The sequence below is a fragment of the Stakelama flava genome, from assembly GCF_019351405.1.
Taxonomy (GTDB): Bacteria; Pseudomonadota; Alphaproteobacteria; order Sphingomonadales; family Sphingomonadaceae; genus Sphingomonas; species Sphingomonas flava_A.
This window is the reverse complement of the sequence record NZ_JAHWZX010000002.1, coordinates 71,401-95,863: the sequence shown is the minus strand read 5'-3', so window position 1 is coordinate 95,863 and position 24,463 is coordinate 71,401. Positions and strand designations below refer to the sequence as shown.

The following is a 24,463-nucleotide window of genomic DNA, read 5'->3' as shown; positions in this document are numbered from 1 at the left end:
GTTTCGGTACGAAAAGGGTTGGGCGAAGAAAGATGACGGGCATGGGCCAGTGGGTGTTCGCGAACGCCACGATGATCAGCATCTTCTTCAACTTTCTGATGGTGGTCGTTTGGGTCACCTATCTTCAGCTTCTGCTGGTCCAGTTTCGCGCCACGCGGCGATCGTCGATCCTGATCACCCGCGCGGCGGGGCGCGGTCTGCGCAGCCGGTGTCTGGTGACGAATATGAGCAGCCAGCCGCTGTACGTCACCAGCCTGATCGGAACGCTGCATGTCGGCGACCGGCGGATCGAATTGCCGCTTACCGATCTTCGCGACCTGCCCGACGATCTGGGGTCCGATCCACGATCGAAAATGGGGCAGGGCAGCCTGAATACCGGCCAGTATCTGGATATCGGCCATTTCCATGAAATCGTCGAAGTAATGCTGGCGGCGAACGAGGAAATAGAGGTTGATGCCAGAAATGTCGACCAGTTCGACCTGACCGTCGTCGCCTTCTATTCGCGCGAAGACCTGCCGGTCGGGGCCACGCGCAGCTTTCATTTCGATCATGCCGCGCCAAAGGGGTCGCGGGTAAAGCCGCTCAGCCTCGCGACCGACCAGATTCGCCAGATGCGTCGCCGCCGCGCGCTGCTGAAAAAGGTCGAATATCATATGTGATGAGGGCGGGGGATGTTGGCCGGGCACAGGCCACGCTTCTCGACTGCGCTCGAAGCGAACGGTCGAAAGGCGTATCGGCCTGGACCAAAGGTCCGCGTTGGTGTCGAGCGAAGTCGAAACACCTTCAGCTTTGTGCCGTCACGACGCGGTTCGCACGACGCACATAAGAAAAGGGCGGCCCGCTTCCGGACCGCCCTTTCCATAGCAAAGCTGCTGGTCGCAGCCGTTCAAGCTTATTTGAGCTCGACGGTCGCACCGGCTTCTTCGAGTTGCTTCTTGAGCTTCTCGGCTTCGTCCTTCGAAACGCCTTCCTTGACGGGCTTCGGCGCGCCTTCGACGAGCGCCTTGGCTTCGGTCAGGCCCAGGCCGGTGATAGCGCGGACTTCCTTGATGACGTTGATCTTCTTGCCGCCGTCGCCGGTCAGGACAACGTCGAATTCGTCCTTGGCTTCTTCGGCGGGCGCACCGGCGCCACCGCCGGCTGCGGGAGCAGCCGCAACTGCCGCAGCAGCCGAAACGCCCCACTTTTCTTCAAGCATCTTCGAAAGCTCAGCAGCTTCGAGGACGGTCAGTTCGCTCAGCTGGTCAACCAGCGCGTTCAGGTCAGCCATGATAATACTCCAGTATTCAAATCAGATGGATAGATAGGGTTGCTTGGAAGGCCTTATGCGGCTTCCGAGGCACCGTAAGCGCCGAACACGCGCGCAAGCTGTGCCGCCGGTGCCTGGGTGATCGTCGCAACCTTGGTCGCGGGCGCCTGTACCAGGCCCACGATCTTGGCACGAAGTTCATCAAGCGACGGAAGCGAGGCAAGCGCCTTCACGCCGTCCGCGTCGAGAACGGTGCTGCCCATCGCGCCGCCGACCACTTCGAGCTTGTCGTTGGTCTTGGCGAAGTCGACCACCACCTTGGCGGCGGCGACCGGGTCTTCCGATGTGGCAAGCGCCGTGGGGCCGACGAGCAGGTCCGCAATGGACGTGTACTCGGTGCCATCGAGCGCGATCTTGGCAAGGCGGTTCTTCGCAACCTTGTAGGTCGCACCGGCTTCGCGCATCTTGTTCCTGAGGTCAGTCGCCTGGGCGACGGTCAGGCCGAGATTGCGGGTGACGACCACCACGCCAACCTCGGAAAAGGTGCGGTTCAGCTCGGCGACGGCCTCGGTCTTCTGGGAACGATCCATGCCGGTCTCCTCAACAATGGATATGGGGCGGAAGCCCCGCATCCGGTTCACTTTCACGAAATGCCCGGTCGGGCATCGCGCGTCGCGGGCAGAAACCCGCTTTCAATTGTCCGAGGGGCTGAAAATCGTCGCGGCCAGAAGCATTCCCCTGGCTGGACCCGAACATACGCCGATCCGGCGTATGGCTTCGGTAAAATTCTTTCCCCGTCTTGGCGGGAGATTAAGGGCGCTGCGGCCCACCCGCTGTCTCGGACGGCACGCATGGCGGGCAGGCCCGGTCATGCGAAGCCAGCGCGTTTAGCGGGTTGGGCGGTAAAGTCAACGGTGCGCGGGTGCATCGCTTTTGCCAAAAGTTAACGTCCGCCTGCACGTCCCGTCCCGGAACAGCGGCGATTTTGCCTCTGGAACGCCGCGCGGACGCGCCCATAGTCAGCCTATGAGAACCAAAGCGATCCTTGCCTCCATGGTTAACCGGACCCTCGTCGCGCTTGCGCTGATCGTTGCGATCGGTTTGCTTGCGCCGTCCGCCGCAGACGCCAAGGGAAGGGCGATGCGGCCCGTCGACGTCACGATGGTCATGGAACTCGATTCGCCGATCCAGCCCGGCGAATATGCTTGGGACGAAACCGGAGCGCCCGCCGGGCCCGTTCGCATCGTCGTCGATCTGGCGAAGGAAAAACTGTATGTCTATCGCGGCGGGGTGGAGATCGGCCGGACGTTCATCCTGTACGGCGTAGACAGCAAGCCGACCCCGACCGGCGTGTTTCCGATCCTGCAAAAGGATGCCGATCATTATTCAAGCACCTATAATCACGCGCCGATGCCCTATACGCTTCGCCTGACTTGGGGCGGGGTGTCGATCCACGGTTCGGACGTCGACCCCAAATATGGAACGCATGGTTGCATCGGGGTGCCGGTGGAGTTCGCCCGCATCCTGTTCCGAGCGGCGCGCAAAGGCGATCCCGTGCTGGTCACCCGCAACTGGATGCCGTCAATCTATAACGCGATGTAGCCGCCGGGTTCGACGAGCCGCGTTCAGGCGGCGTCGCCGTCTTTCCTGCGCTCGGTCGCGACAACCACGCAATTGCGCCCCTGACCCTTGGCGCGGTACAGCGCTGCGTCGGATGTGCGCACAAGCTTGGCGGCAGGAACATGGGTCGGCGTCGTCGCCACGCCAAGCGAGATCGTGACAGGGCCGATCGATTTGCCGTCATAAACGATATCAAGCGCAGCAACGCGTTCGCGGATCGTTTCCGCGCGTTCGCCTGCCTGATCCGCGCCGAACCCAGGAAGCAGCAGCAGAAATTCCTCGCCGCCATAGCGAAATGCCTGTCCGTTTTCGCGGGTAGCACCTTCAAGCGCCCTGGCGACCTGCTTCAAAACCATGTCGCCGGTTTCGTGCCCGTAGCGGTCGTTGAAATCCTTGAAATGATCGATGTCGATCATGATGCAGCTGGTAGGCCGATCGGGCGACTGGCGATCGCGAATACGGCTTTCGATAACGGCATCGAGATGGCGGCGGTTCGGCAGACCGGTGAGCGGATCGGTCATCGCCAGCGCGCGAAGCGTTTCGCGAAGCCGCAGATTGGCGAGCGCCAGCGCGACATTTTCCGCCACCATTTCCAGATAAGCGGGCGGTGGCGGAGGGGAATGTATGTTATCGAGCCGTTCGAAGAACAGCAGCCCGACAATCTCCCGCTGCGCGGTCAGCGGCAGACAGATTGTGGGCGGGCGTTCGTTCTCATTGGCCAAACCCAGATGCGGGCAGGGAATATCGCTCCTGTTCATCGCCGGGCGATTCATCGTGCCGCGGCGCAAGGCCCAGCATTCGTTCGGGGCGAATTGCGGGACTGAGAGCGTCGGATCGTTCCACGAGCATAGTTCGACCATGTCGTCGCGCTCCTGCTCATACAGATACAGCCGCCCCGCCACGTCGGGCGCGACCTTCGGCGCGAAACAGCGCACCACCTCGGCGATCTCGGACATATCGTCGCATGCCTGCATGCGCTGGATCATGCTGGAAATAACGTCGCGCATGGCGATGTCGTTGCGCCGTTCGCGCTCCAGCCGCTGTCGCGCGAGGCCGGTTTCGCGAAACGTCTGGATCGCATGGGCCATGTCGCCAATTTCGTCGATTCGGTCGTATTCCGGCGGTTCGACCGAATAATCCTGCCCGGCCATTCGCGTCACCACATCGCTAAGCGTGACGACGGGGCGAAGAACGCGCCTGACGAATACGAAGTACAACACCGCCAGAAACAGCAGCGCGGTCACGGCAAGCAAAATCTGCGTTATGGTGCGCCAGACCTGATCGGTGCGGCGCGCCGTGGTCACTTCGCGCGTCGTGCGCGCCGCCAGTTGCCGGTCGAAATATTCGAGTGAGGTGCGAACGCGTTCGAGCGCGCGTTCATAGGCCGGGCCGAACAGCATCTTGCGCGCTTCTTCTACCCGACCTGCCTGATATGCTTTCACCGCGGCCTGCTGGTCATCACGCAGCAGCGCTTCCCATCCCAGCGCGGATTGCAAAAGTTCCAGTTCATCCGGGCGCGCGCCGGCATCGCGCAGCGCGGCAAGCTGTTTCGCCTGACGGTCGAGCTGCGCCGCACGATCATGATAGGCGATCAGGTTCGCCCGATCGCCGCCCAGCACATATTGGCGCGCATCGTTGGTGAGCGCGAACAGTTCGACATCGACCTGATGGGTAAGCTGGTCGAGTTCGAAACGCTGTTCCACTGCGACGCGTTCGGCCGTTTCGGCCGATGCGGCGGCCAGCATGGCGGCACCGGCGGCGGCGGTGAGCGCAACCGTGATACCATAGGCCCAGTTGGTGATTGTCGCGAGCCGCATGGCTGCGACCCTAATCTGGTTTGCCGAAGAAGGTGTTAACTGCCATCGTCCGAAAATAACGGGGCAGGCGTTTCTACAGGCGGCTCGTCTTCAGCTGTGGAAAGCAGCGGCGCGGGGCGCAACGGGCTGAACCGTAATACCCGATCGACCGTCGCGACAAGCTGCGCCGCATCGAATGGCTTCGTGAGATATTCGTTCACCCCCGCTTCGAACGCGCTGTCGAGATCGCTTTCGCGGCGATGGCCGGTCAGCATGATGACCGGCAGCATATAGGTATGGGGGTCCTGCCGAAGACGTTTCAGCACTTCGATCCCCGGCATGCCGGGAAGCGCGCGGTCGAGAATGACCAGGTCGGGGCGCTTGAAGCGAATGGTTTCCAGCGCGAGCGCGCCGTTGTTGATCACCCCGACCAGATGCCCCTCTGCGCCCAGCGCCATGACCAGCGCCGCGCCGATCAGTTCGTCATCCTCGACCGAGATAATGCGCGCCATCAGCGTTTCCGATCATGGTGGTCGATATGGGCCATCTCGCCATTATAGACGATAAGCGCGAAAAACGTCGCTTCGACGCCCTGCCGGCGTAGCCGTCGCCTAATATAGAATAAGGATTTCGGCGGAGAGGCGCTTTTACAGAATCTCAACGCGCAACTGATTTACTATATTTCCGCAACGGAGTTCGTCATGTCGAGAATCATCATCGCCGAAGACGACGACATCGTATCCGAATTGCTCCAGCTGAAGTTCATGGAAGCGGGGCATGCGGTCGGGGTCCTCGACAACGGGACGGACGCGCTGGCGGTAATCAATGCGAAGCGACCCGATCTGGTCATCCTCGATTGCAATATGCCGGGGATGTCAGGGGTTCAGGTCGTTCAGCAAATGCGCAAATCCGACGATTTGTGGAATATTCCGGTACTGATGCTAACCGCGCGGCGCGGCGATACCGATATTTCCGCCGCGATGTATGCGGGCGCCGACGAATATGCGACCAAGCCGTTCGATCCGGATGAGATCGTCTTTCGCGCCGAAAATCTCATCGAAAGCTTCCAGAACGATCCGCGCGACCGGCGCGCATGATGCACAACGCGTTCGTGCGCGTTGTCCGTCGCGGCGCATCATGCCGGGCCAGCGTCCACGCGCTTGCATCCGGCATGGAAAGGCTGTGCGACGCGAAGGCGCGAACCGCGTGAACGCCGCACTCGCGCCGTTGCTTCCCAAATTCCGGACGCGGTGCGAAGCGTGCGGCGAAAGCGCCGAAGCCATGCTCGCGCAATTGCCGGAATTGCCGCCCGCGCTTGCCGAACAACTGGGCGAGGACATGCACAAACTTGCGGGCTCGGCGGCGCTGTTCGGGGAAAGCCGCCTGGGCGATACCGCGCGCGCCGTGGAAGAAGCGCTGCGTTTGACAGGAGAGGGTGGCGACGACCCGGCCACGCCTGTAACGCTGGCGGCGCTGCTGCACGATTTTCAGGACCAGCTTGCCCGCACGCTGGACAATATCGGCTAAAACGTAATCTGGTGACGTGAAAAAGGGCCGGAATCGCTCCCGGCCCTTTTTACATTCAGGGGTGCAGGATCAGGCGCCGGCGACGTCGGCGGTGTCGACCTTCACGCCCGGACCCATCGAGCTGGAAAGCGCGATCTTGCGGACATATTTGCCCTTCGCGCCCGACGGCTTCGCCTTCACGATGGCGTCGACCAGCGCATCGAAATTCGCGCGCAGGTCTTCGGCCGGGAAGCTCGCCTTGCCGATGCCCGAATGAATGATGCCCGCCTTTTCGACGCGATATTCGATCTGGCCGCCCTTGGCGTCCTCTACCGCCTTCTTCACGTCCATGGTGACGGTGCCCAGCTTCGGGTTCGGCATCAGGCCCTTGGGACCCAGAACCTTACCCAGACGGCCGACAACGCCCATCATGTCCGGGGTCGCGATGCAGCGGTCGAAATCGATCGTGCCGCCCTGAATCTGTTCCATCAGGTCTTCGGCGCCGACGACGTCCGCGCCTGCTTCCCTTGCCTCATCCGCCTTCGCGCCCTTGGCGAACACGCCGACGCGAACGGTCTTGCCGGTGCCCTTGGGCAGGCTCACCACGCCGCGGACCATCTGGTCGGCGTGACGCGGATCGACGCCCAGGTTCATCGCGACTTCGATCGTCTCGTCGAACTTCGCATTGGCGTTCTTCTTGATCAGGTCGATCGCTTCGGCAACGTCGTACAGCTTGTTCGCGTCGACGGCGTCGGCAAGCGCTTTCTGCTTCTTGGTCAGCTTCGCCATGGGTTCAGCCCTCCACCACTTCGAGGCCCATCGCGCGGGCGGAGCCTTCGATGATCTTCGTCGCCGCTTCGATATCGTTGGCGTTCAGATCCTTCATCTTCGTCTCGGCGATCTCGGCCAGCTTCGAACGCTGGATCTTGCCGATCGTGCTCTTGCCCGGTTCCTTGGAACCCGACTTGATATTCGCCGCCTTCTTGATGAGGAAGGTCGCCGGCGGCGTCTTCGTCACGAAAGTGAAGCTGCGATCCGCATAGACGGTAATGATGGTGGGAATCGGCATGTTCTTTTCCATGTCGCCGGTGGCGGCATTGAAAGCCTTGCAGAATTCCATGATGTTCACGCCGCGCTGACCCAGTGCAGGGCCGATCGGGGGCGACGGGTTGGCGGCGCCGGCGGGCACCTGCAGCTTGATATAGCCGGTAATTTTCTTGGCCATATGTCCTCACTCTGTTGCTGAACGCACCCGGCCATGCGGCCGGTACGTCCGGTTCAAGTTTAGCGGTACGTGCGGCCCGCAAGGGGCCTCCCGCATGGTTTTTCCAGGCGATGTTCGTCGGAAAGCGCGTGCCCATAGCGCAGCGGGCAACGAAAGGCAATGTGGCAGGCGCGCCCTGCGGCGGTGCAATGTTGCAAATTGTTTCCCCGGCGTTGCATGTGGCGGCGCGAGAACACAAATGACGATCCGCCCTTCCTTCATATCCGGTAACACGCTGACAGCATGAAGATTCTCATCGTCGAAGACGATTCTCCGCTCCGCCTGCTGATCGCCCGCACATTGCGCGACCACGGGTTCGAAGCGGTCGGGGTGGGCACCGCGGCCGAAATGCAGGCGCTGTACGAAGAAGGCGCGTTCCAGCTGGTGGTGCTCGATATCATGTTGCCCGGCACCAATGGCCTCGACATCTGCCGCTGGCTTCGTGCGCGAAGCAGCGTGCCGATCATCATCGTCAGCGCGCGCGGACAGGAAACCGATCGCATTGTCGGGCTGGAACTGGGCGCTGACGATTATCTGTCGAAACCCTTTGGCCCGGACGAGTTGGTGGCGCGGGTGCGCGCCGTGCTTCGCCGGGCGAATAACCAGATGATGCCGGCGCAACCCGCGCGTTCGTTGCATTTCGCCGACTGGCGGATCGATCTTGACCGGCGGGAGGTGTTCGCCGCCGACGGCGCGATGGTGCCGCTTTCGGGCGCCGAATATGATCTGTTGCTGACGCTGACCAATACGGCCCAGCGGGTGGTCAGCCGGGACTTCCTGCTGGAACAGTCGCGCGAGCGGTTTTCCGGCTCGTCGGACCGCAGCGTCGACGTGTTGGTCAGCCGGTTGCGCTCGAAGCTGGGCGCGCACGGGGCGGGCGAGGAACTGATCCGCACGGTCCGCGGCGCGGGGTATATGTTCGTACCGGCGGTCGAGCGGCGGTGAGCGGGTTGGGTCTGTGGCCGCGCGGACTGATCGGCCGGGTCACGCTGGTACTGCTTGGCGCGATCGTGGTCGAACTGCTCGGCACCTTCATTCTGGTGAGTCAGGCCGAACGCGTGTTGCTGCGTTCCAGCGAAGCGCATCGCGTCGCGGAGCAGTTGGTGGTGGCCGAGCGGGTCCTGTCGCGCACCCCGCAGGCGCACTGGTGGGAAGTCGCGCCCAGCCTGTCGACCCGCCATGTTTCGTTCGCCATCGCCGATGCGCCGCCACCGGTGCGCGGGGCCGGGGCGCTGAGCCGGGCCGCTGCCGATGCGGTTACCGAATGGGAACCGTCGCTTCGCGGCCGCGACCTGCGTATCGCGGTTTCCGGTCCCGGTTCTGCGCAGCCGAAACGGCTGGTCGGCGCGCTGCGCACGCAAAGCGGGCGCTGGATCCAGTTCCGCTCGCGTGAGGCGGTGACCGGGTGGACGCCATCATGGGACTGGCTGTTTTCGCTGCTGTTCCTGGTCGGCGCGGTGCTGATTGTCGCCACCTATGTCGTTCGCACGCTCGCTGCTCCGCTGCGCGCGTTAAGCGAGGCGGCGGATCGCATCGGCCATTCGCACCGCCGTGTGACCGTAGAAACCCATGGACCGCAGGAGCTTCGCCGTCTGGCGCGGGCGTTCAACGAAATGCAGGACCGCATCGCCGAACTGGTCGAAAGCCGGACGCGTTCGCTGCTTGCGGTCAGCCATGATCTGCGCACCCCGCTGGCGCGCATGCGGCTTCGGCTGGGCGGGCGCGAACATCCCGGCGACCGGGAAGCAATGGCGGACGATGTCGCGGAGATGGGGGCGATGCTCGATACCCTGCTCGATTATCTGGCGGGCGGTGACGGCAGCGAGCCCGATCCGGCCCAACCCACCGACATCGCCGCGCTGCTGCGTTCGCTCGTTACCAGTATGCGCCGCGCTGATGCGCCGATCGCGATCGATGCGCCCGATGCGCTGGAAGCCATAGTGCGGCCGGTGCTGCTTCGCCGTGCGGTAATGAACCTGATCGACAATGCGTTGAAATATGGCGGCGATGCCGAGGTCCGGCTGACCGCCGACGATGCGATGGTGCACATCATGGTGCGCGACCACGGCCCCGGTATCCCCACCGGGTTGCGGGAAAAGGTGGTGCGCCCATTTTATCGTGTCGATGAGGCGCGGGCGCGCAACACGCGCGGTTTCGGGCTTGGGCTTGCCGTCGCGCAGCGCGCGGCAACCGTCCATGATGGTGCGCTGAGTCTGGAAGACGCGGAACCCGGCCTGCTGGTTGTGCTGCACCTGCCGATCGCCGGTCCCGATCAACGCTGCGAAAAAGAATCCGGAAATATTTTGATACGTTTTTGATGCATTGCGGCAATGCGCCGCCGTCATTTGCTTCACCGCCACCCCGGCAAGGGGGAAACAGCGACGGAGCAACCTTATGGATATCATCGGCGGCGTCTCCCGCTTTCAAAGCAATGTTTTTCCTGATCAAAAGGAGCTTTTCCGCAAATTGGCGCAGGACGGGCAGCGTCCCAGAACGTTGATGATCAGCTGCGCCGATTCGCGCGTGGTGCCCGAACTCATCACCCAGTCGGCGCCCGGCGAACTGTTCGTTTGCCGCAATGCGGGAAATATCGTTCCGCCCTTCGCCATGAAGAATGGAGGCGTATCTTCGGCGGTCGAATATGCCGTCGTCGCGCTGGCAGTCAGCGACATCGTGGTGTGCGGCCATTCGGATTGCGGCGCGATGAAGGCTTTCTTCGCGCCCGAAGCGCTGGAGACCATGCCCAACGTCAAAAGCTGGCTCGCCCATTCCGAACCCGCATTCGAAGTGGTGAAGAGTTGTTGCGGTCATTTGCCGCAGGACCAACAGGTTGAGGCGCTGGTGCTCGAAAATGTTTCGATCCAGTTGCTGCACCTTCAGAACCATCCCTCGGTCGCCGCGCGAATGGCGCAGGGCAAGCTGAGCCTGCATGGCTGGTTCTTCGATATCGAATCGGGCGAAGTGCGCGCGGTCGGTCCCGACGGCGTGTTCCACGCCGTTTCGGGCGACAGGCCGCTTCCGGTCGCGGTGCCTGCATCGCGTCGCATTATGCGCTCGGCGGAGGCTGCCTGATCATGGCCGGTTTCACCAAAACCGCCGGCGGCGGCTTCCTGTCCGGCACGTTCGGGCGCGATTTCGCCGCTTCGTTCGTCGTTTTCCTTGTCGCGATGCCGCTGTGCCTGGGCATCGCCATCGCTTCGGGCGTGCCGCCCGCGCTGGGTCTGGTAACCGGCATCATCGGCGGTATCGTCGTGGGCAGTTTTGCCGGTGCACCGCTACAGGTCAGTGGTCCGGCGGCCGGGCTTGCCGTGCTGGTGTTCGATCTGGTGCAGCGGCACGGCCTTGCCGCGCTGGGACCGGTGGTGCTGCTTGCCGGCATTATCCAGTTCGCGGGCGGGCTTTTGAAGCTGGGTCGTTATTTCCGTGGGGTCTCGCCCGCGGTGGTGCACGGCATGCTGGCCGGTATCGGCGCGGTGATCCTGTTGCAGCAAATCCACGTGCTGGTCGACGACAGGCCGCGCAGCGACGGCATCGCCAATCTGGTCGCTATCCCCGATGCCTTTCTCGATCTCGGCGGAAGCGGCCTTCAGGCGCTGATCGTCGGGCTGGTCACCATCGCTGCGACGCTGGCCTGGGACCGGTTCAAGCCGGGGTCGCTTCGCCTGTTGCCCGGCGCGCTGATCGGCGTGGTCGCGGGAACGCTGGTGGCGGTGGCGGGGAGCCTGTCGATCCAGCGGATTTCGCTGCCTTCCAACCTGGCTGCCGAAATTTCGTTCCCCACGGCGCAGAGCCTGTCGCTGCTCGCTGACCCGGCGATGATCGGGCTTGCGCTCGCCTTTGCCTTCATTGCCAGTGCCGAAACACTGCTGTCGGCGGCGGCGGTCGACAAGATGCAGGATCGCGTCCAGTCGAAATTCGACAAGGAACTGAGTGCGCAAGGTGTCGGCAACTTCCTTTGCGGGCTGGTCGGCGCGTTGCCGATGACGGGGGTTATCGTACGCAGTTCGGCCAATGTGCAGGCAGGAGCAATGACCCGCGCCTCCACGATCATGCACGGTTTCTGGATCCTGGGCTTCGTATCGCTGCTGCCCTTCGTCCTGTCGCTGGTGCCCACCGCATCGCTGGCGGGCGTGCTGGTGGTGGTCGGCGCGAAGCTGATCAAGGTGAAGGACGTGCAGGGCCTGTTCGCGCGCTATGGCCCGTTCCCCGCGCTGATCTGGGCCGTGACCTTCGTGCTGGTGGTGACCACCGACCTGTTGACCGGCGTGGTCGTCGGTCTGGCGCTGACCGCGCTTGAATTGCTGCCGCAGGTGCGCGGCATGCGCCTCTCGGTCGAGGAGCAGCGGTATGGCGAAGACGATCATGAAGTGGTGCTCGAAGGGAAGGCGACCGCGGTCGCTATCCGCAAGGTTGCCGCGCTGATCGATCGCCTGCCCAATCACGGTCGTTTGCGGCTGGATTTCACCCGGCTGCGCTTCGCCGATCACACGGTCAGCGAATTGATGGCGGATGCCGTCAAGCGCCGTCGCGATCGCGGTGTCGATGTGGAGGTTGAGCATGATGACACGCCGCATCACCGCAGGCTGGCTTCCGCGATGACATAGGTCCCTGCGGATCGCGGGCGGGCGGAAAGCACATGCTTCCCGTCTGCACCCGGTTCGCTCCTGCCTGGTGAGGTTCCCCCCGCCTCACCGGGCATTTTTTGTGCCCGGTGGGTGCGGCCTTAGTGATCAGTCCGCGTACCTATCATGAATCGACGACGCACTATTCCATCACCGTGCGCAAGCGCCCGATACGGATATGCGTCGGGAAAGGGGAGAGGAGGGGAGCGGACCGGCGGCCCGCCACCCGATTACTTGCTGCGTTCGACCTGTTCGAAATCGAGTTCGACCGGCGTGGCGCGGCCGAAGATCGAAACCGACACCTTGACCTTCGCTTTGTCGAAATCGAGTTCCTCGACAACACCGTTGAAGCTGGCAAATGGTCCTTCCAGCACCTTGACGCTGTCGCCGATTTCGTAATCGACCTTGACCTGCTGCTTGGGCGCGCTCGCCGCTTCCTCCTTGGTGTTGAGGATGCGGGCAGCCTCCGCTTCTGTGATCGGCTGGGGCTTGCCGCTCGAACCCAGAAATCCGGTCACCTTCGGCGTGTTCTTCACCAGGTGATAGACATCGTCGTTCATGTTCAGCTTGGCGAGGACATAGCCGGGGAAGAATTTCCGCTCCGACTGCACCTTCTTGCCGCGACGAACCTCGGTCACCGTTTCGGTCGGCACCTCGACCTGTTCGACACCGGCCTCAAGACCCAGTCGCTCGGCTTCCGCCATGATCGCCTCGCGGACCTTGTTCTCAAAACCCGAATAGGCGTGAATGATGTACCAGCGCGCCATGTGTCTCTTACTTCTGTGCCAGGGAGAGGAGGAGGGAAACGATCTGGTCGAAGACCGAATCGACGCCCAGGAAAAAAAGGCCGAGCAGCGTGGTCATGATAACCACCATCACGGCGGTCATGATCGTTTCGCGCCGCGTCGGCCAGACCACTTTCGCGGTTTCCGCGCGAACCTGCCGCATGAATTCGACCGGGGACGTCTTCGCCACTTCGCTTCACTCGCTGACTGTTCAACCATCAATCCGCGCCGCGGGACACAGGTCCGCCGCCCGGCTCTTTTCAAAAGAGACCGGTGCGGGGGCATCCACGCTGTCGGATTGGTCCCGGCATCTAGCGAGTCGGCGGGGCAAGGGCAAGGGGGACCGGGGAAGGGCGACTATCAGCGACGGTCATGGCGCGAAACGGCCGTCGATCCGGCCTAAAAAAGCGCGCTGATGTGTTTTTTGGGAAAAGCGTCGCCATACGCTGTCGATCGGCGATGCTGGCAGGAGTGGAGGGACTCGAACCCCCGGCCCTCGGTTTTGGAGACCGATGCTCTACCAACTGAGCTACACTCCTGTGCGGCTGCGGCCTGTAGCCGCAAGCAGCGCCCCCCGCAAGGGGGCAGGCGACATGTCAGGCGGCTGCGCTTGCCGCGCTTGCCCTTGCGACGAGCTCGCGGGTTTCCTCGACTGGCAGCGGGCGACCGAAATAATAGCCCTGAACCTTGGTGCAGCCGAGGCGATAGACCATGTGATATTCTTCCTCGGTCTCCACGCCTTCGGCGGTGGTCGACATGCCCAGGCTGTCGGCCAGCGCGACCACGGCGCGAATGATCGCCACTGCCTCCCGCTTGCCCTGCGACGCGCCCTGAACGAAGCTGCGATCGATCTTGATCGTCGAAAAGCGGGTGCGCGAAAGATAGCCGAGCGACGAATAGCCGGTGCCGAAATCGTCCAGGCTCAGTTTGATGCCCAGCGCAAGCAGTCTTTCGAGCATCTTCACCGCGCCGGTTCCTTCGCGCAGAAACACGCTCTCAGTAACTTCCAGTTCCAGTCGCTCAGCGGGCAAGCCGCTCTGCGCAAGCGTTTGCGTGACCAGTTCGACGAAATTGGGGCTGTGAAGCTGTTCGGTCGACACATTGACGGCGACCCGTGCGCCACTGTCCCATTTCGCGGCTTCGTGACAGGCGGTGCGCAGCACCCATTCGCCGATCGGGGCGATCAGCCGAGCATCCTCCGCCAGCGGAATGAACTTCGCCGGAGAGATATTGCCGAATTCGGGATGGTTCCAGCGCAACAGCGCCTCGAACCCCGCAAGTCCGCCATTCTGTGCGCTTACCACCGGCTGATAGTTGAGGTGCAACTGGTTGTTTTCCAGCGCGCTGCGCAGCGCGATCTCCAGCACGCGGCGCTCCTCCGCCTGCACATGAAGCTGTGGGTCATAGGAATGCGCGGCGCCCCCGCCATCGTCCTTTGACCGGTACAGCGCGAGATCGGCCGACCGGATCAGCATTTCGGCGGTGCGGCCGTCGCGCGGGCCGATCGCCACGCCGACGCTGGCGCCGATATACAGCGTGTGCTGATCGACTTCATATGGCCGCGACAATGTTTCGATGATCGCCAGCGCAAGCGCTTCGACGCGCACCGAATCGGTGGCGTCGCGCACGACCACGGCGAATTCGTCACCGCCCAGCCGGCCGATCATCTCATTATCGCTCATCAACTGGCTCAGTCGCTCGGACACGCGGCTCAGCAACCGGTCGCCGACCGGATGGCCAAGCGTGTCGTTCACGGCCTTGAACCGGTCGAGATCGATCATCATGAAGGCGCAGCGGCTGTTCCACTTGGCCGCTTCCGCCATCGCCTTGGCCAGCGTTTCGTTGATCAACAGGCGGTTGGGAAGCCCGGTCAGCGTGTCATAGCGGGCCATGCGGTTGATCTTGTCGGCCGAACGGCGGCGTTCGGTCACGTCGGAGGCTACCCCGCGAAAGCCCAGAAAATGCCCCGCTTCGTCCTGGCGCGGACTGGCGGTGATTTCCCACCAGCGCTCTTCGCCCTCAACATGAACCGGTAGCAGCAATTCGCGGAAACTCTCACGTCGTTTCAGCTTTTCGGCCAGTTGCCGCAGCCCGGCGGAGAAATTGCCCGCTTCCCATGTTGGACCGGCCAGCACCTCCAGCAACGGCCGGCCGTTGATCGTCACGGGATCGAGGCCCAGCGACGTCGCGAAGCGCGGACTGGCGCGAACGACGCGGCGCTGCGTATCGATTTCCCACAGCCAGTCGGACTGCGCCTCTTCGAACTCGCACAGCAAAAGGCTGACCGTTTCGTCGCGTTCGCTCAGCGCGATCTCGTTCGCGCGCATCACCACCAGCGCCTTGCCGCGTTCGAAACATGAAACGACCAGCACGACGGTGAAGACCAGCGCGATGGCGGAAAGTACGGCTGAGGTCATGGTGAACAGCGCGATCGCCATCGCCACGCCGATAATGGTCAGGAAAAGGATCGTGGCCAGCGGGAGCGCCGCCATGGCGAAGGCGGACGCCGCCATCAGCAGCGAAAGGATCAGCCACAGCCCCAGCGCCGCGCCTTCATCGGCATGCGGCGCGAAAACCAGCGGCGGTATCGACCAGATCGCGGCGAGCGCCATCCCGTCGATCACCGTGTCGCGAACCTTGCGCAGCGTGGCGGTGAACGACGTGTGCTGACGCACCGACAATCGCCGGATGGTCACCGTGGTCGAAACCAGCACCACCAGCACGGCCCACGCAGCACGCTCCCATAGCGGCAGCAGCGGCGCGAAGATCAATGTCAATATCGCTGCGCCGACCAGATTGGTGGCGAGCGAAAACAGCGCAAGATGGCTCGCGGCGTTCAACTGGGCGGCGCGTATCTGTCCCCAATCGGCCGAATCGGCGGGGTCGTACAGGCCAAGCAACGCCCGCGCGTCGATCCTGGCATCGGCGAACTGGGATGTTTCTTGTTTACTCACCCGTTCGCAATAGCGACCCGGAAGTTAGCGACTGGTTAGGGCGCGCCGTTTTCGATCAAAAACTTCTCCGTCCGGGTCACGCCGCCACGTCATACGGCTTGATCTCACCGGCGAGGTACAGGTTGCGCGCTTTCGCACGGCTTAATTTGCCCGAACTGGTGCGCGGCAAGGTGCGTGGGGGGATCAGTTCGATGACGCAGTTCATGCCGGTGACCGAACGCACCCGTTCGCTGATCTCGCCGCGCAGGCGAAGCCGTTCGCTTTCATCCGATGTGCGGCACTGAACCAGCACGGCGGGGGTTTCCTCGCCGCCGGGGGTGGTGATCGCGAAAGCGGCGATATCGCCCGCCTTGAACCCCGGAAGCTGTTCGACCGCCCATTCGATATCCTGCGGCCAGTGGTTGCGACCGTTGACGATGATCATGTCCTTGGCACGGCCCACGATATAGACATAGCCTTCGGACATATATCCCATGTCGCCGGTGTCCAGCCAGCCATCGGCCATGCAGGCGGCGGTCGATTCGGGATCGCGAAAATAGCCGGTCATCAGGCTGGGACCCTTGCACCAGACCTTGCCGATCGCCTTTTCGGGAAGCGGGGTGCCATCCTCCTCACGGATTTCGACGGTCATGTCGCGCACCGGTTTGCCGCAATTGACGATCGCGCGGAACCGCTGCGGCCGGTTGGCCTCGCCCGATTGCCCCGAAAGCTGGGTTTCCTCGACCAGTTCCACCTGAATGCCTTCGCCCGGCGGCATGATCGATACTGCCAGCGTGGCTTCGGCCAGTCCATAGCTGGGCAGAAAGGCCGAGGCCTGAAACCCTGCATCGGCAAAGGCGTCGACGAAATTCTGCATGACGTCGGGACGGATCATGTCGGCGCCGTTGCCCGCCACGCGCCAGCGCGACAGATCGAACCGTTCGGACGCCTTGGTCTGGCTCGACATTCGCCGCGCGCAGATATCGTAGCCGAAGGTCGGCGAATAGGAGAGGGTGGTGCCCGAATTGCGGCTGATCAGATCGAGCCAGGCGAGCGGCCGCCGCGCGAAATCCTCAGTCTTCAGATAATCGGTCGAAACCTGATTGGCGATCGGCGACAGGAAGCATCCGACCAGTCCCATATCATGATACCAGGGCAGCCAGGAAACGCAGCGATCCTCTGGCTGAAGTTTCATCCCATGGCTGTGCGCGGCAAGGTTGTTGAGCAGCGCGCCATGGGTGATCGCGACACCATGGGGAAAGCGCGTCGATCCGCTGGAATATTGCAGATAGGCGGTGTCATCGGTCTTGGCCTGGGGAAGGTCGCAGCGCGGCGCTTTACGCGCGCCGAATTCGTCCCAGTCGGTTCCAGTGACGTCGCATAACGACGCTGCTTCGCCCGCCATTGCCGCCAGTTCGGCGGGATAGATCAGCATTTTGGGGTCGCAGCTGCCGAGCTGAACGCGAAGTTGATCGATATAGGATTGCGCTCCGCCGAACGAAGTGGGCAGCGGCAGCGGCACCGGCCATGCCCCCGCATATACGACGCCGAAGAACAGACTGGCGAATTCAGGCCCGGTTTCGGCGATCAGCGCAATCCGCTCGCCCGGTTTCACGCCCGCATCGATCAGGCGATAGGCTTGTGCAAGCGCATCCTCGCGCAGCTCGCGAAACGGATAGGCGCGCGCCAGATTGCCGCGCGCATCGTGAAAATTCAGCCCGCGATTTCCGCTTGCCGCGTAATCAAGCGCCTCGCCCAGCGTCGCGAAATCCGCGAACCGGCGCGGCATCGCATCCGCCGTCGGTGTCGGCTGCAAACCCTGCGCGGCCGCCTGCCGCATGGTATTCAGTTCTGCAATCTCACCGGTCATAACAATAATCTCATGCCCCTCGTCGCGATGTTGCAATGCTCCGCCTGCTATGCGGGACGGTCGCACTGCTACGCAGTAACATTCAAAATCGGTTGGCAGTGTGGCACAATCATGGCGTATGCGCCGCCGCTCCGATCCGCCGCCCCCGCTTGACCCCGCCGCACTTGAACGGCTGGCCCTGCGTTATGTGGAACGATACGCCACCACCCGCGCCAGACTGGCCGCCTATCTGGCGCGCAAGCTGCGTGAGCGGGGAAGCGCGGGGGCCATGCCCGATATCGATGCGCTAGTCGAGCGTTTCGCTGAACTTGGCTATGTCGACGATCGCGCATTCGGTGAGATGCGCGCCGCCGCCATGGCGCGGCGGGGGCTGGGCGCGCGACGGGTGGCACAGGCGCTGCGCCATGCGGGGATAGAGGAAGACGATGCCGACGCGCTCGCCCCGGAAATCGGCGAACGGCGGGTCGAAACCGCGCTGGCCTTCGCAAAGCGAAAGCGAATCGGTCCGTTCGCCCGGTCGCAGCCCGACCGTGCGCTTCGCGAAAAGCAAATCAGCGCAATGGTTCGCGCAGGCCATGATTTCGCAATCGCGCGCGCAATCGTCGGGATGGAGCCGGGAGAAGATACGCAATTCCTGCACGAACAGATGATGTAACAGCCAGTTGCCGCCTCGCGTAATGCTGTGATAATCCTGTTGCAGGGGGAGTTTGAAACATGCGTGCTGAATCATCGCGTGCGTCGAACATCGATATGGACGATGCGCAGGATATGCGGGAAGACGGAGTGCTTCGCCGCGGTGTAGTAAAGTGGTTCGACGTGACCCGGGGATTTGGATTCGTTGTCTGCGACGATCCGGATATCGGCGATATTCTTGTGCATTTTTCGGTGCTTCAGGATCATGGCAGGCGCAGTCTTCCCGAAGGGACGCGGGTCGAATGCGTTGCGGTGCAGCGCAAGCGCGGGTTTCAGGCGAGCGAAATCGTCAGCATCGACCTGAGCGATGCCGTGGAGCCGGTGCGTCAGCGTTCGGGCGAGGACAGGGGCGACCGGCTGGAACTGATCGCGTCGGCAGGGCCGTTCGAAACGGTCTTCGTGAAATGGTTCAATCGGCTGAAGGGATATGGTTTCCTGGTGCGGTACGAAGACAGCCGCGATATATTCGTCCATATGGAAACGCTGCGCCGCGCCGAAATAGACGAGGTCGAGCCTGACCAGCCGCTTCGCGCACGCGTGGTGGATGGCGAAAAAGGCCCGCTCGCGGTGGTCGTCGAAAAAGTGGATTGAAGTAATGCGTATTGCCGGGTCTTTATTTGTCACGACGGGCGCGGCGCTGCTCGCGCTGGGCGGATGCACCGGCGACGGCAACGGATCGTCTGCCGGCGGCGGCGAGACTACGGCCACGCAAAGCACGCATGTCACCATCCACAGCGGCAGCGGCGTTCACAAATTCGATGTCGATATCGCCTCTACCCCGGCCGAGCAGGAACATGGCCTGATGTTCCGCACCGACATTCCGGAAAATGGCGGCATGCTTTTCACCCCCTATCCGGCAAGCGGTGGTGGCCCGCGCGAAGCGAGCTTCTGGATGAAGAATACGCCGTCGCCGCTCGACATCATCTTCATTCGCCCCGACCACACGATCGCGCGCATCGCCGACAACACCGTTCCGTTCAGTCAGACGCCGGTTTCGTCGGGCGAGCCGGTGAGCGCGGTTCTCGAACTGCGCGGTGGCCGCACCGCCGAACTGGGTATCGAGGAAGGCGATGCGATCAACTGGGACGCGGGGGCCGGAGCAGACGGCTGATCCCCAGCGATAGACGCATAGGGATTAGCGGTCCTTTATGATAAAGGCGGCTATCGCGGTAACCAGTCCGTCCGCCAGCGGCAGGTCGGGATCGCCATAGGCAGCAATATTCGCCGCGCGATCGTCGCTTTTCACCGTTTTCAGCGCATGGTTCATATCCGGCACTACCAGCGTGGTGGCATTGGGCGCGGCTGCGGCAAGCGCGTCGTAATCCGGCTTCGTCACCTGGATATCGTGCGACCCCCACACGATCATCAACGGTCCGTCATATGCATGCGCCAGTTTCGCCGGGCGCTGTGCAAACAGGTCGATCAGAAAGTTCTGCACGCCGGGATGAAAGATTTGCGCGACGCCGGGATGCATGCCCGAAACGTCGATCTTTTGTCCGGCCTCCAGCGAATCGATAACCTTCATCGCGTCGGGCAGCAGCGGCGCAGCGGCAGCGTTCGATCGCAGCTGTTCGCGCATGATCTTCCCCAACGGCCGTCCCGGCGCGTCGATCAGTATCAGTCCGCAGATCGCTGCGTCGCGCTGTCCGGCGGCAAGCGCGACCAGCCCGCCCTCGCTGTGCCCCGCCACCCATATACATGGCGCGCCAGTGCGTTCGCGAATCACCCCGATCCAGCTTTCGACATCGTCGGCATAGGCGCCGATCGTAACCGCATCGGGATCCGCAACCGCGCCCTTGCTTCCGAACATGCCGCGCTTGTCGATGCGAACGCTCGAAATTCCGTTTGCCGCCAGTCCCTGGGCGAGCAGCTTCAGGCTGGCCGCCTTCACTCCCATCGGATTGTCGCCGTCGCGATCCGTCGGCCCCGAACCGGGGATGATGAGTACCACCGGCGCTTTCGACCCGGCGATCAGCGCCGTCCCGGCAAGCGGTCCCTCAGGTCCCGTAGCGTGCAGTTCCTCGCTGATGGCGGCCGCTCTGGCTGCCGTGCCGCTGGTTGCCAGCGCCGCCATGCAAAGCGCGGCGGTTCGAATCGCCTTCATCGTTCGACTCCCAGAAAATATGATATCATCTTTATTCGCGATGGGCGGCGCCTGCAACAGCGATCCCGCGACAACGCGGCCTTGCGCGAAAAACGACGGCGATTCGCGGTGTGCGAGGGAAAACATCGTCGCAAGCCGCAAAGGAGAGTTGCCCAGCCGCCGCTGTCACGGTAATCGCGCAGGCCATGGGCATCCTGCAAACGATCTTCACCTGGTGGGACGGCGCCACCTTCGGCACGCGTCTCGGACTGTCGGGAAAATCCCGCATGGGCGAGGACGATCTCGGCAACCTTTATTTCGAAGGTGGGAAGGACATGCATGGCCGCCCGCGCCGTTGGGTCATTTACAAGGGTTCCAACGACGCCAGCCGGGTTCCGCCCGAATGGTTCAGCTGGCTGCATCATCAGATCGATGACGTGCCCGACCGGGCGCTGCCCCCCTTGCGCGGCTGGGAAAAGCCGGCGGTGCCCAATCTTACCGGCACGGCGCTTGCCTATCGCCCGCCCGGCGCACTGGATGCCGGCGGTGAGCGGGTGCGCGCCACCGGCGATTACGAGGCGTGGAATCCGGAGGCGTGAACCGCCGTTCGCTGTTGATCTGGGGCGGCGGTCTGCTTGCCGCCGTGCTGATCGGCATCGGCGTCTGGCAGGCGGTTCGGCTGTACGGTCCGGCCCGCCAGGCTGAAACGACCGAAGCAGCGCCGCAGGCGGACGATCTTGCCGCGCTCGACAGGGGCAGCGGCAATACGGATATCGTCACTGTGCAGGTCGACAGCCTGAACGATCCCAACAAGGGCGCGACGCCGATGAAGCAGCGGGTGGCGGTGCTCGGCGTGTTGAACAAGCGCAACGGCCAGACGCGCGACATAAAGCTGAAGCCCGGCGAGGCTGCGCGTCTGGGCGGCCTCGTGGTTCGCTTGCGGGCGTGCGAGCGGACCGCGCCGTGGGAGCCGGAGGAATATACAGGCGCTTTCGTTCAGGTCGACCGGCAGGGCAGCGACCAGCATTGGAAGCGGGTTTTTTCGGGATGGCTGTACAAGGAACGTCCAGCGCTGAATGCGGTGCAGGACCCGATTTACGACGTATGGCCCAAAAGCTGCGAAATGCGCTTTCCCGAAGGCGGTGAGACGATTTCGTCCGATTCGTCGTCAAGGAGCCGGTCGAGCGCGCCGAAATCAGCACCTGACGATGCGCCGTCCGCACCGGAACCCGAAACCACGCCGTCGCCGACCGCGGCCGAGAGCAACGCGACATAATCGTCGCGTGGTATCTCGATCGCGCCGAGCGATGCGAGATGATCGGTCTGGAACTGACAATCGAGCAGGGTGAAGCCGCCGACCTTCAGTCGTGCGACAAGCCATGCCATCGCGACCTTCGATGCATCGCGCGCGCGGCTGACCATGCTTTCGCCGAAAAACGCCCTGCCCAGCGCCAGTCCATACAGCCCGCCGACCAGTTCGCCATCGAGCCAGCATTCCACCGAATGGGCAAGGCCCGCATCGTGCAATTCCCCGAAGACCCGTTCGATCGAAGGGTTGATCCAGGTGTCCGGCCGGTCATCGGCCGATTCGGCGCATAGTGCGATGATATCAGCAAAGGCAGTATCGGCGGTGACGCGAAACCGGTCCGAATTGATCGTCTTTCGCAGCGAGCGCGAAAGATGAAACCCCTCAAGCGGCATGATCCCGCGCAGCTTCGGTTCGACCCAATAGACATTGGCCGCATCGCGATGGTCGGCCATCGGGAAGACGCCCATGGCATAGGCGCGCAGCACGAGTTGCGGGTCGAGGCGGGGGAGGGGCGGGCTCATCTCGCGCGCGTAACCCGATCCGGTCGCTCGCCTCGATCGGGCGCGGCGTCATTTGCCGGTTGCGGCCCGCTGCCCCAGGTACCCCTTGTTCGGCAGTCGGCGAAAGTCGTGGCCACGTCATCTCCCTTATTCGCAAACGGAACCGAAGCTGGCGCGGGAGATGTGGTGGCGCAAGAGGTGCGGACAAGAAAAAGGCCGACGGGGCTCGCCGGCCTTTTTCTCGGTTGGCAAGGTTGCGGCCGGTGAAAGTACCGGCCCCACGCAATCAGACGTGGCAGCTGAGCGTCTTACCGTCCGCAGTATATTCGATCTTGTCCTGATCGCCCGAAATCTTGGTGTCGCCCTTGGTCCAGGGGCCGCCTTCGGTTTCGGATGTCAGCGTGGTGGGGGTTCCGTCTTCTTCGGTACGCAGATTGACCTGCTTGCCGCCGTTGAAGAAGTCGACATAGACTAGGCTGTTGTCCTGTGTGCAGCGGAAGGTCTTGGTCGCTTCGATCGAGGGCGGAAGTTCGGCCGTCGGCGCGTTGGCCAGTTGCGACGCCATCGGGTCGGGGGCGGTGTTGTCGACCTCTTCGGTCTTGTGGTTGCAGGCGGCGAGCGGAAGCGCGATCACCGCGGCGGCGAGGGGGAGGATGCGATTCATCATAGCGATGCGATGCTTTGCGTATGCGAACGCTAACGTCAAGACGCCCTGTTAACCTTGGCGCGCCACATGCTGCACCGCAATCGGACAGAGGCTAGCATACGAAGCGGTTATTCATGGAATTCCTGCAACTCGGGAATCCGCCCGAAAGCGATCTTGGTTCCCACGCGATCGATCCTTCCGCCGCCCATCGGACCCAGCGATACCGCGTTTCGCCCGAACCGTTCGTTGATCCGGTCCATGGCGCGGCTGAGCGCGAGGGTGCGGGTTTCGCGCGCAAGCGGATCGTCGGGGTCCAGCGCTGCGAAAAGCGATCCCTGTTCGCCTGCGACCGGTTCGATTTCGCACAGCGTCACACCGATCATGCGCACCTGAAACCCGCCGCCCGCGGCATTCCCCGCAGCCTGCAACTGGACGAGCAGCCGGTCGAGCGCGGCAAGGATGGGAAAGCTGTCTTGCGTCGATGCGACCTTACAGCTTGCGTGCCAGCGGCTTTTGTCGCGCTCGAATTTGGCGTGGAGCACGACGAGGCGGCAGCGATGCCCCTTGCGCCGCAACCTGCTTGCGGCCTTCAGCGCCAGACGGCGCGCGGTCAGCCGGGTGGGCGCGAACCCACGTTTTTGCGGCGAAAGCACGTGGCTATGCCCAATCGACCGGCTTTGCGTCGGCTTTTCGGGCAGATCGACGCCGTGGAGCAGATACCATAGCCGGTCGCCGTTGGTGCCGCCCCAGGCGGTGCCCGCATCGCGCGGGCGGCGATCGCAAAGCTGGCGGATGTCGAGTACGCCGCGCGACGCAAGCCGCCGCTCCATCTTCGCGCCGATCCCGGCAATGTCGCGCAATTTGAGGTCGAACAGCGCATGCGGCAGCATGTCGGCGGTGAAGACGACCAGCCCATCGGGCTTTTGCAGGTCGCTGGCGAGTTTCGCGAGCAGCCGGTTGGGCGCGATGCCGACCGAACTGGTCAGGCAGTCGCCGACCCGTGCGCGAATCCCCGCCTTGATCCGCCGGGCGAGCGCGAGGACGGTTTCGACATCGTTTTCATTGGCGAGCAGGCGGCAGGCGACTTCGTCGATCGAACAGACCTTCGTCACCGGAATGTGGTTCCAGATTTCGGCGATAATCGCTTCATGAAATTCGACATAGCGTTCGTGGCGCGCCGGAGTGATGCAAAGGTCGGCGCATTTGCGTTTCGCTTCCCATACCGGCGTGCCGGTGGTGATCCCGTATCGCTTCGCCTCCACACTGGCGGCGATGGCGACGGTGGTGTCGCTGTCGACCGGCGCGACGATGACCGGGCGACCACGAAGGTCGGGCTGCAATTGCTGTTCGACGCTGGCGAAATAGCTGTTGAGATCGAGAAACAGCCAGCGCAGCGGCCGTGGCGGCAGCGCCGGGCCGTCCTTAACTTCACACTTTTCCCGCAGATCGTGAAACAAAGTTGCACACCCCGATGCCGTAGCGTGATTCGCCGCAAACAGAACAATAGAAGAACAAATAAGCGTAGGACAGCGCGGGAACCAACCGCCGGGCCGAGCCATTTTGATGAAGGAACAGGGGCGAAAAACC

At 63.0% G+C, this 24,463-nt stretch carries 26 protein-coding genes, 1 tRNA gene and 1 pseudogene; 13 read left to right on the top strand and 15 right to left on the bottom strand.

From position 1 onward, the window contains the following. Positions 1-32: 32 nt before the first annotated feature. Positions 33-659: a hypothetical protein gene (locus KY084_RS02595; protein ID WP_219236880.1), complete on the top strand. Its 627-nt coding sequence runs from the start codon at positions 33-35 to the stop codon at positions 657-659. 233 nt (positions 660-892) lie between these two features. On the opposite strand, the gene rplL is transcribed toward KY084_RS02595, so the two are convergent. Both rplL and rplJ read right to left on the bottom strand, forming a co-directional pair. Further along, positions 893-1,270: a 50S ribosomal protein L7/L12 gene (rplL, locus tag KY084_RS02590; RefSeq protein ID WP_133495025.1), complete on the bottom strand. Its 378-nt coding sequence runs from the start codon at positions 1,268-1,270 to the stop codon at positions 893-895. A gap of 53 nt (positions 1,271-1,323) precedes the next feature. After that, positions 1,324-1,839: a 50S ribosomal protein L10 gene (gene rplJ, locus KY084_RS02585; protein ID WP_219236879.1), complete on the bottom strand. Its 516-nt coding sequence runs from the start codon at positions 1,837-1,839 to the stop codon at positions 1,324-1,326. A gap of 463 nt (positions 1,840-2,302) precedes the next feature. On the opposite strand from rplJ, the gene KY084_RS02580 reads away from it, so the two are divergent. Then, positions 2,303-2,851: a L,D-transpeptidase family protein gene (locus tag KY084_RS02580; RefSeq protein ID WP_246586817.1), complete on the top strand. Its 549-nt coding sequence runs from the start codon at positions 2,303-2,305 to the stop codon at positions 2,849-2,851. 23 nt (positions 2,852-2,874) lie between these two features. Here KY084_RS02580 and KY084_RS02575 read toward each other — a convergent pair whose 3' ends face one another. Together KY084_RS02575 and KY084_RS02570 are read right to left on the bottom strand one after the other, a co-directional pair. Then, entirely contained in the window at positions 2,875-4,686 is a 1,812-nt protein-coding gene (locus KY084_RS02575; RefSeq protein ID WP_219236877.1) for a diguanylate cyclase, read from the bottom strand. Between the two features lie 35 nt (positions 4,687-4,721). Beyond that, on the bottom strand, positions 4,722-5,177 hold the full coding sequence (locus tag KY084_RS02570; protein ID WP_219236876.1) for a response regulator transcription factor: 456 nt from the start codon (positions 5,175-5,177) through the stop codon (positions 4,722-4,724). A gap of 189 nt (positions 5,178-5,366) precedes the next feature. On the opposite strand from KY084_RS02570, the gene KY084_RS02565 reads away from it, so the two are divergent. After that, the gene (locus tag KY084_RS02565; RefSeq protein ID WP_219236875.1) at positions 5,367-5,762 is read left to right on the top strand and encodes a response regulator transcription factor; all 396 of its coding nucleotides are present in this window, start codon (positions 5,367-5,369) and stop codon (positions 5,760-5,762) included. 109 nt (positions 5,763-5,871) lie between these two features. Continuing rightward, complete coding sequence (locus KY084_RS16555) at positions 5,872-6,192, top strand: Hpt domain-containing protein (RefSeq protein WP_219236874.1); 321 nt, start codon at positions 5,872-5,874, stop codon at positions 6,190-6,192. 69 nt (positions 6,193-6,261) lie between these two features. Here KY084_RS16555 and rplA read toward each other — a convergent pair whose 3' ends face one another. After that, positions 6,262-6,960: a 50S ribosomal protein L1 gene (gene rplA, locus KY084_RS02555; RefSeq protein WP_219236873.1), complete on the bottom strand. Its 699-nt coding sequence runs from the start codon at positions 6,958-6,960 to the stop codon at positions 6,262-6,264. 4 nt (positions 6,961-6,964) lie between these two features. Next, a complete protein-coding gene (gene rplK, locus KY084_RS02550; RefSeq protein ID WP_219236872.1) occupies positions 6,965-7,396 on the bottom strand; it encodes a 50S ribosomal protein L11 in 432 nt (143 codons plus the stop codon). 282 nt (positions 7,397-7,678) lie between these two features. Here rplK and KY084_RS02545 point away from each other — a divergent pair, with 282 nt between their 5' ends. The 4 genes from KY084_RS02545 to KY084_RS02530 all read left to right on the top strand — a co-directional run bounded on the left by KY084_RS02545 (position 7,679) and on the right by KY084_RS02530 (position 12,039). Then, a complete protein-coding gene (locus tag KY084_RS02545; RefSeq protein ID WP_219236871.1) occupies positions 7,679-8,380 on the top strand; it encodes a response regulator in 702 nt (233 codons plus the stop codon). Further along, positions 8,377-9,753 (top strand): ATP-binding protein, encoded by a 1,377-nt coding sequence (locus tag KY084_RS02540; protein ID WP_219236870.1) that lies wholly within the window; start codon positions 8,377-8,379, stop codon positions 9,751-9,753. The genes KY084_RS02545 and KY084_RS02540 overlap by 4 nt, the downstream gene beginning before the upstream one ends. A gap of 76 nt (positions 9,754-9,829) precedes the next feature. Beyond that, a complete protein-coding gene (locus KY084_RS02535) occupies positions 9,830-10,507 on the top strand; it encodes a carbonic anhydrase (RefSeq protein ID WP_219236869.1) in 678 nt (225 codons plus the stop codon). Between the two features lie 2 nt (positions 10,508-10,509). After that, positions 10,510-12,039 (top strand): SulP family inorganic anion transporter, encoded by a 1,530-nt coding sequence (locus KY084_RS02530; RefSeq protein WP_219236868.1) that lies wholly within the window; start codon positions 10,510-10,512, stop codon positions 12,037-12,039. A gap of 248 nt (positions 12,040-12,287) precedes the next feature. Here the strand turns inward: KY084_RS02530 and nusG are convergent, their stop codons facing one another. The 5 genes from nusG to KY084_RS02505 form a co-directional block, all read right to left on the bottom strand. Then, positions 12,288-12,824 (bottom strand): transcription termination/antitermination protein NusG, encoded by a 537-nt coding sequence (gene nusG, locus KY084_RS02525; RefSeq protein ID WP_219236867.1) that lies wholly within the window; start codon positions 12,822-12,824, stop codon positions 12,288-12,290. A gap of 7 nt (positions 12,825-12,831) precedes the next feature. Continuing rightward, positions 12,832-13,032, bottom strand: a complete 201-nt coding sequence (gene secE / locus KY084_RS02520; protein ID WP_219236866.1) for a preprotein translocase subunit SecE — start codon at positions 13,030-13,032, stop codon at positions 12,832-12,834. A gap of 273 nt (positions 13,033-13,305) precedes the next feature. Further along, positions 13,306-13,381 (bottom strand) — tRNA-Trp (locus tag KY084_RS02515). Positions 13,382-13,438: 57 nt separating this feature from the next. Then, the gene (locus KY084_RS02510; protein WP_219236865.1) at positions 13,439-15,796 is read right to left on the bottom strand and encodes a putative bifunctional diguanylate cyclase/phosphodiesterase; all 2,358 of its coding nucleotides are present in this window, start codon (positions 15,794-15,796) and stop codon (positions 13,439-13,441) included. Positions 15,797-15,872: 76 nt separating this feature from the next. Beyond that, positions 15,873-17,645 (bottom strand): fatty acyl-AMP ligase, encoded by a 1,773-nt coding sequence (locus tag KY084_RS02505; RefSeq protein WP_425516713.1) that lies wholly within the window; start codon positions 17,643-17,645, stop codon positions 15,873-15,875. Between the two features lie 100 nt (positions 17,646-17,745). Here KY084_RS02505 and KY084_RS02500 point away from each other — a divergent pair, with 100 nt between their 5' ends. The 3 genes from KY084_RS02500 to KY084_RS02490 are packed head-to-tail and all read left to right on the top strand — an operon-like array spanning position 17,746 to position 19,449. Beyond that, positions 17,746-18,300, top strand: a complete 555-nt coding sequence (locus KY084_RS02500; RefSeq protein WP_425516712.1) for a regulatory protein RecX — start codon at positions 17,746-17,748, stop codon at positions 18,298-18,300. A 59-nt stretch (positions 18,301-18,359) separates the two neighbouring features. Next, complete coding sequence (locus KY084_RS02495; RefSeq protein WP_219236864.1) at positions 18,360-18,929, top strand: cold-shock protein; 570 nt, start codon at positions 18,360-18,362, stop codon at positions 18,927-18,929. Positions 18,930-18,933: 4 nt separating this feature from the next. Then, positions 18,934-19,449: a DUF192 domain-containing protein gene (locus KY084_RS02490; protein ID WP_219236863.1), complete on the top strand. Its 516-nt coding sequence runs from the start codon at positions 18,934-18,936 to the stop codon at positions 19,447-19,449. Positions 19,450-19,473: 24 nt separating this feature from the next. Here the strand turns inward: KY084_RS02490 and KY084_RS02485 are convergent, their stop codons facing one another. Continuing rightward, positions 19,474-20,442 carry an alpha/beta hydrolase gene (locus KY084_RS02485; RefSeq protein WP_219236862.1) on the bottom strand — a complete coding sequence of 323 codons (969 nt, stop codon included), beginning with the start codon at positions 20,440-20,442 and terminating at the stop codon, positions 19,474-19,476. Between the two features lie 185 nt (positions 20,443-20,627). On the opposite strand from KY084_RS02485, the gene KY084_RS02480 reads away from it, so the two are divergent. Beyond that, positions 20,628-21,020, top strand: a complete 393-nt coding sequence (locus KY084_RS02480) for an NADH:ubiquinone oxidoreductase subunit NDUFA12 (protein WP_219236861.1) — start codon at positions 20,628-20,630, stop codon at positions 21,018-21,020. 227 nt (positions 21,021-21,247) lie between these two features. Next, positions 21,248-21,481 (top strand): annotated as a pseudogene (locus tag KY084_RS02475) (DUF2155 domain-containing protein); the annotation flags it as partial. A 35-nt stretch (positions 21,482-21,516) separates the two neighbouring features. Here KY084_RS02475 and aat read toward each other — a convergent pair. From aat to KY084_RS02460, 3 genes are all read right to left on the bottom strand, one after another. Beyond that, positions 21,517-22,251: a leucyl/phenylalanyl-tRNA--protein transferase gene (aat, locus tag KY084_RS02470; protein WP_219236860.1), complete on the bottom strand. Its 735-nt coding sequence runs from the start codon at positions 22,249-22,251 to the stop codon at positions 21,517-21,519. 265 nt (positions 22,252-22,516) lie between these two features. Further along, complete coding sequence (locus KY084_RS02465) at positions 22,517-22,897, bottom strand: hypothetical protein (protein WP_246586816.1); 381 nt, start codon at positions 22,895-22,897, stop codon at positions 22,517-22,519. Between the two features lie 107 nt (positions 22,898-23,004). Then, the gene (locus tag KY084_RS02460; protein WP_246586815.1) at positions 23,005-24,333 is read right to left on the bottom strand and encodes a Y-family DNA polymerase; all 1,329 of its coding nucleotides are present in this window, start codon (positions 24,331-24,333) and stop codon (positions 23,005-23,007) included. Positions 24,334-24,463: the final 130 nt, after the last annotated feature.

What these genes read in the sequence shown, in the direction of transcription:
- KY084_RS02565 (WP_219236875.1), top strand. Translation starts at nt 5,367, where the DNA reads ATGTCGAGAATCATCATCGCCGAAGACGACGACATCGTATCCGAATTG.
- KY084_RS02505 (WP_425516713.1), bottom strand. Translation starts at nt 17,645, where the DNA reads ATGACCGGTGAGATTGCAGAACTGAATACCATGCGGCAGGCGGCCGCG.
- rplK (WP_219236872.1), bottom strand. Translation starts at nt 7,396, where the DNA reads ATGGCCAAGAAAATTACCGGCTATATCAAGCTGCAGGTGCCCGCCGGC.
- KY084_RS02575 (WP_219236877.1), bottom strand. Translation starts at nt 4,686, where the DNA reads ATGCGGCTCGCGACAATCACCAACTGGGCCTATGGTATCACGGTTGCG.
- rplJ (WP_219236879.1), bottom strand. Translation starts at nt 1,839, where the DNA reads ATGGATCGTTCCCAGAAGACCGAGGCCGTCGCCGAGCTGAACCGCACC.
- KY084_RS02545 (WP_219236871.1), top strand. Translation starts at nt 7,679, where the DNA reads ATGAAGATTCTCATCGTCGAAGACGATTCTCCGCTCCGCCTGCTGATC.
- KY084_RS02465 (WP_246586816.1), bottom strand. Translation starts at nt 22,897, where the DNA reads ATGATGAATCGCATCCTCCCCCTCGCCGCCGCGGTGATCGCGCTTCCG.
- KY084_RS02595 (WP_219236880.1), top strand. Translation starts at nt 33, where the DNA reads ATGACGGGCATGGGCCAGTGGGTGTTCGCGAACGCCACGATGATCAGC.
- KY084_RS02570 (WP_219236876.1), bottom strand. Translation starts at nt 5,177, where the DNA reads ATGGCGCGCATTATCTCGGTCGAGGATGACGAACTGATCGGCGCGGCG.
- rplL (WP_133495025.1), bottom strand. Translation starts at nt 1,270, where the DNA reads ATGGCTGACCTGAACGCGCTGGTTGACCAGCTGAGCGAACTGACCGTC.
- aat (WP_219236860.1), bottom strand. Translation starts at nt 22,251, where the DNA reads ATGAGCCCGCCCCTCCCCCGCCTCGACCCGCAACTCGTGCTGCGCGCC.
- rplA (WP_219236873.1), bottom strand. Translation starts at nt 6,960, where the DNA reads ATGGCGAAGCTGACCAAGAAGCAGAAAGCGCTTGCCGACGCCGTCGAC.
- KY084_RS02480 (WP_219236861.1), top strand. Translation starts at nt 20,628, where the DNA reads ATGGGCATCCTGCAAACGATCTTCACCTGGTGGGACGGCGCCACCTTC.
- KY084_RS02495 (WP_219236864.1), top strand. Translation starts at nt 18,360, where the DNA reads ATGCGTGCTGAATCATCGCGTGCGTCGAACATCGATATGGACGATGCG.
- KY084_RS02490 (WP_219236863.1), top strand. Translation starts at nt 18,934, where the DNA reads ATGCGTATTGCCGGGTCTTTATTTGTCACGACGGGCGCGGCGCTGCTC.
- KY084_RS02530 (WP_219236868.1), top strand. Translation starts at nt 10,510, where the DNA reads ATGGCCGGTTTCACCAAAACCGCCGGCGGCGGCTTCCTGTCCGGCACG.
- KY084_RS02580 (WP_246586817.1), top strand. Translation starts at nt 2,303, where the DNA reads ATGGTTAACCGGACCCTCGTCGCGCTTGCGCTGATCGTTGCGATCGGT.
- KY084_RS02535 (WP_219236869.1), top strand. Translation starts at nt 9,830, where the DNA reads ATGGATATCATCGGCGGCGTCTCCCGCTTTCAAAGCAATGTTTTTCCT.
- KY084_RS02485 (WP_219236862.1), bottom strand. Translation starts at nt 20,442, where the DNA reads ATGAAGGCGATTCGAACCGCCGCGCTTTGCATGGCGGCGCTGGCAACC.
- nusG (WP_219236867.1), bottom strand. Translation starts at nt 12,824, where the DNA reads ATGGCGCGCTGGTACATCATTCACGCCTATTCGGGTTTTGAGAACAAG.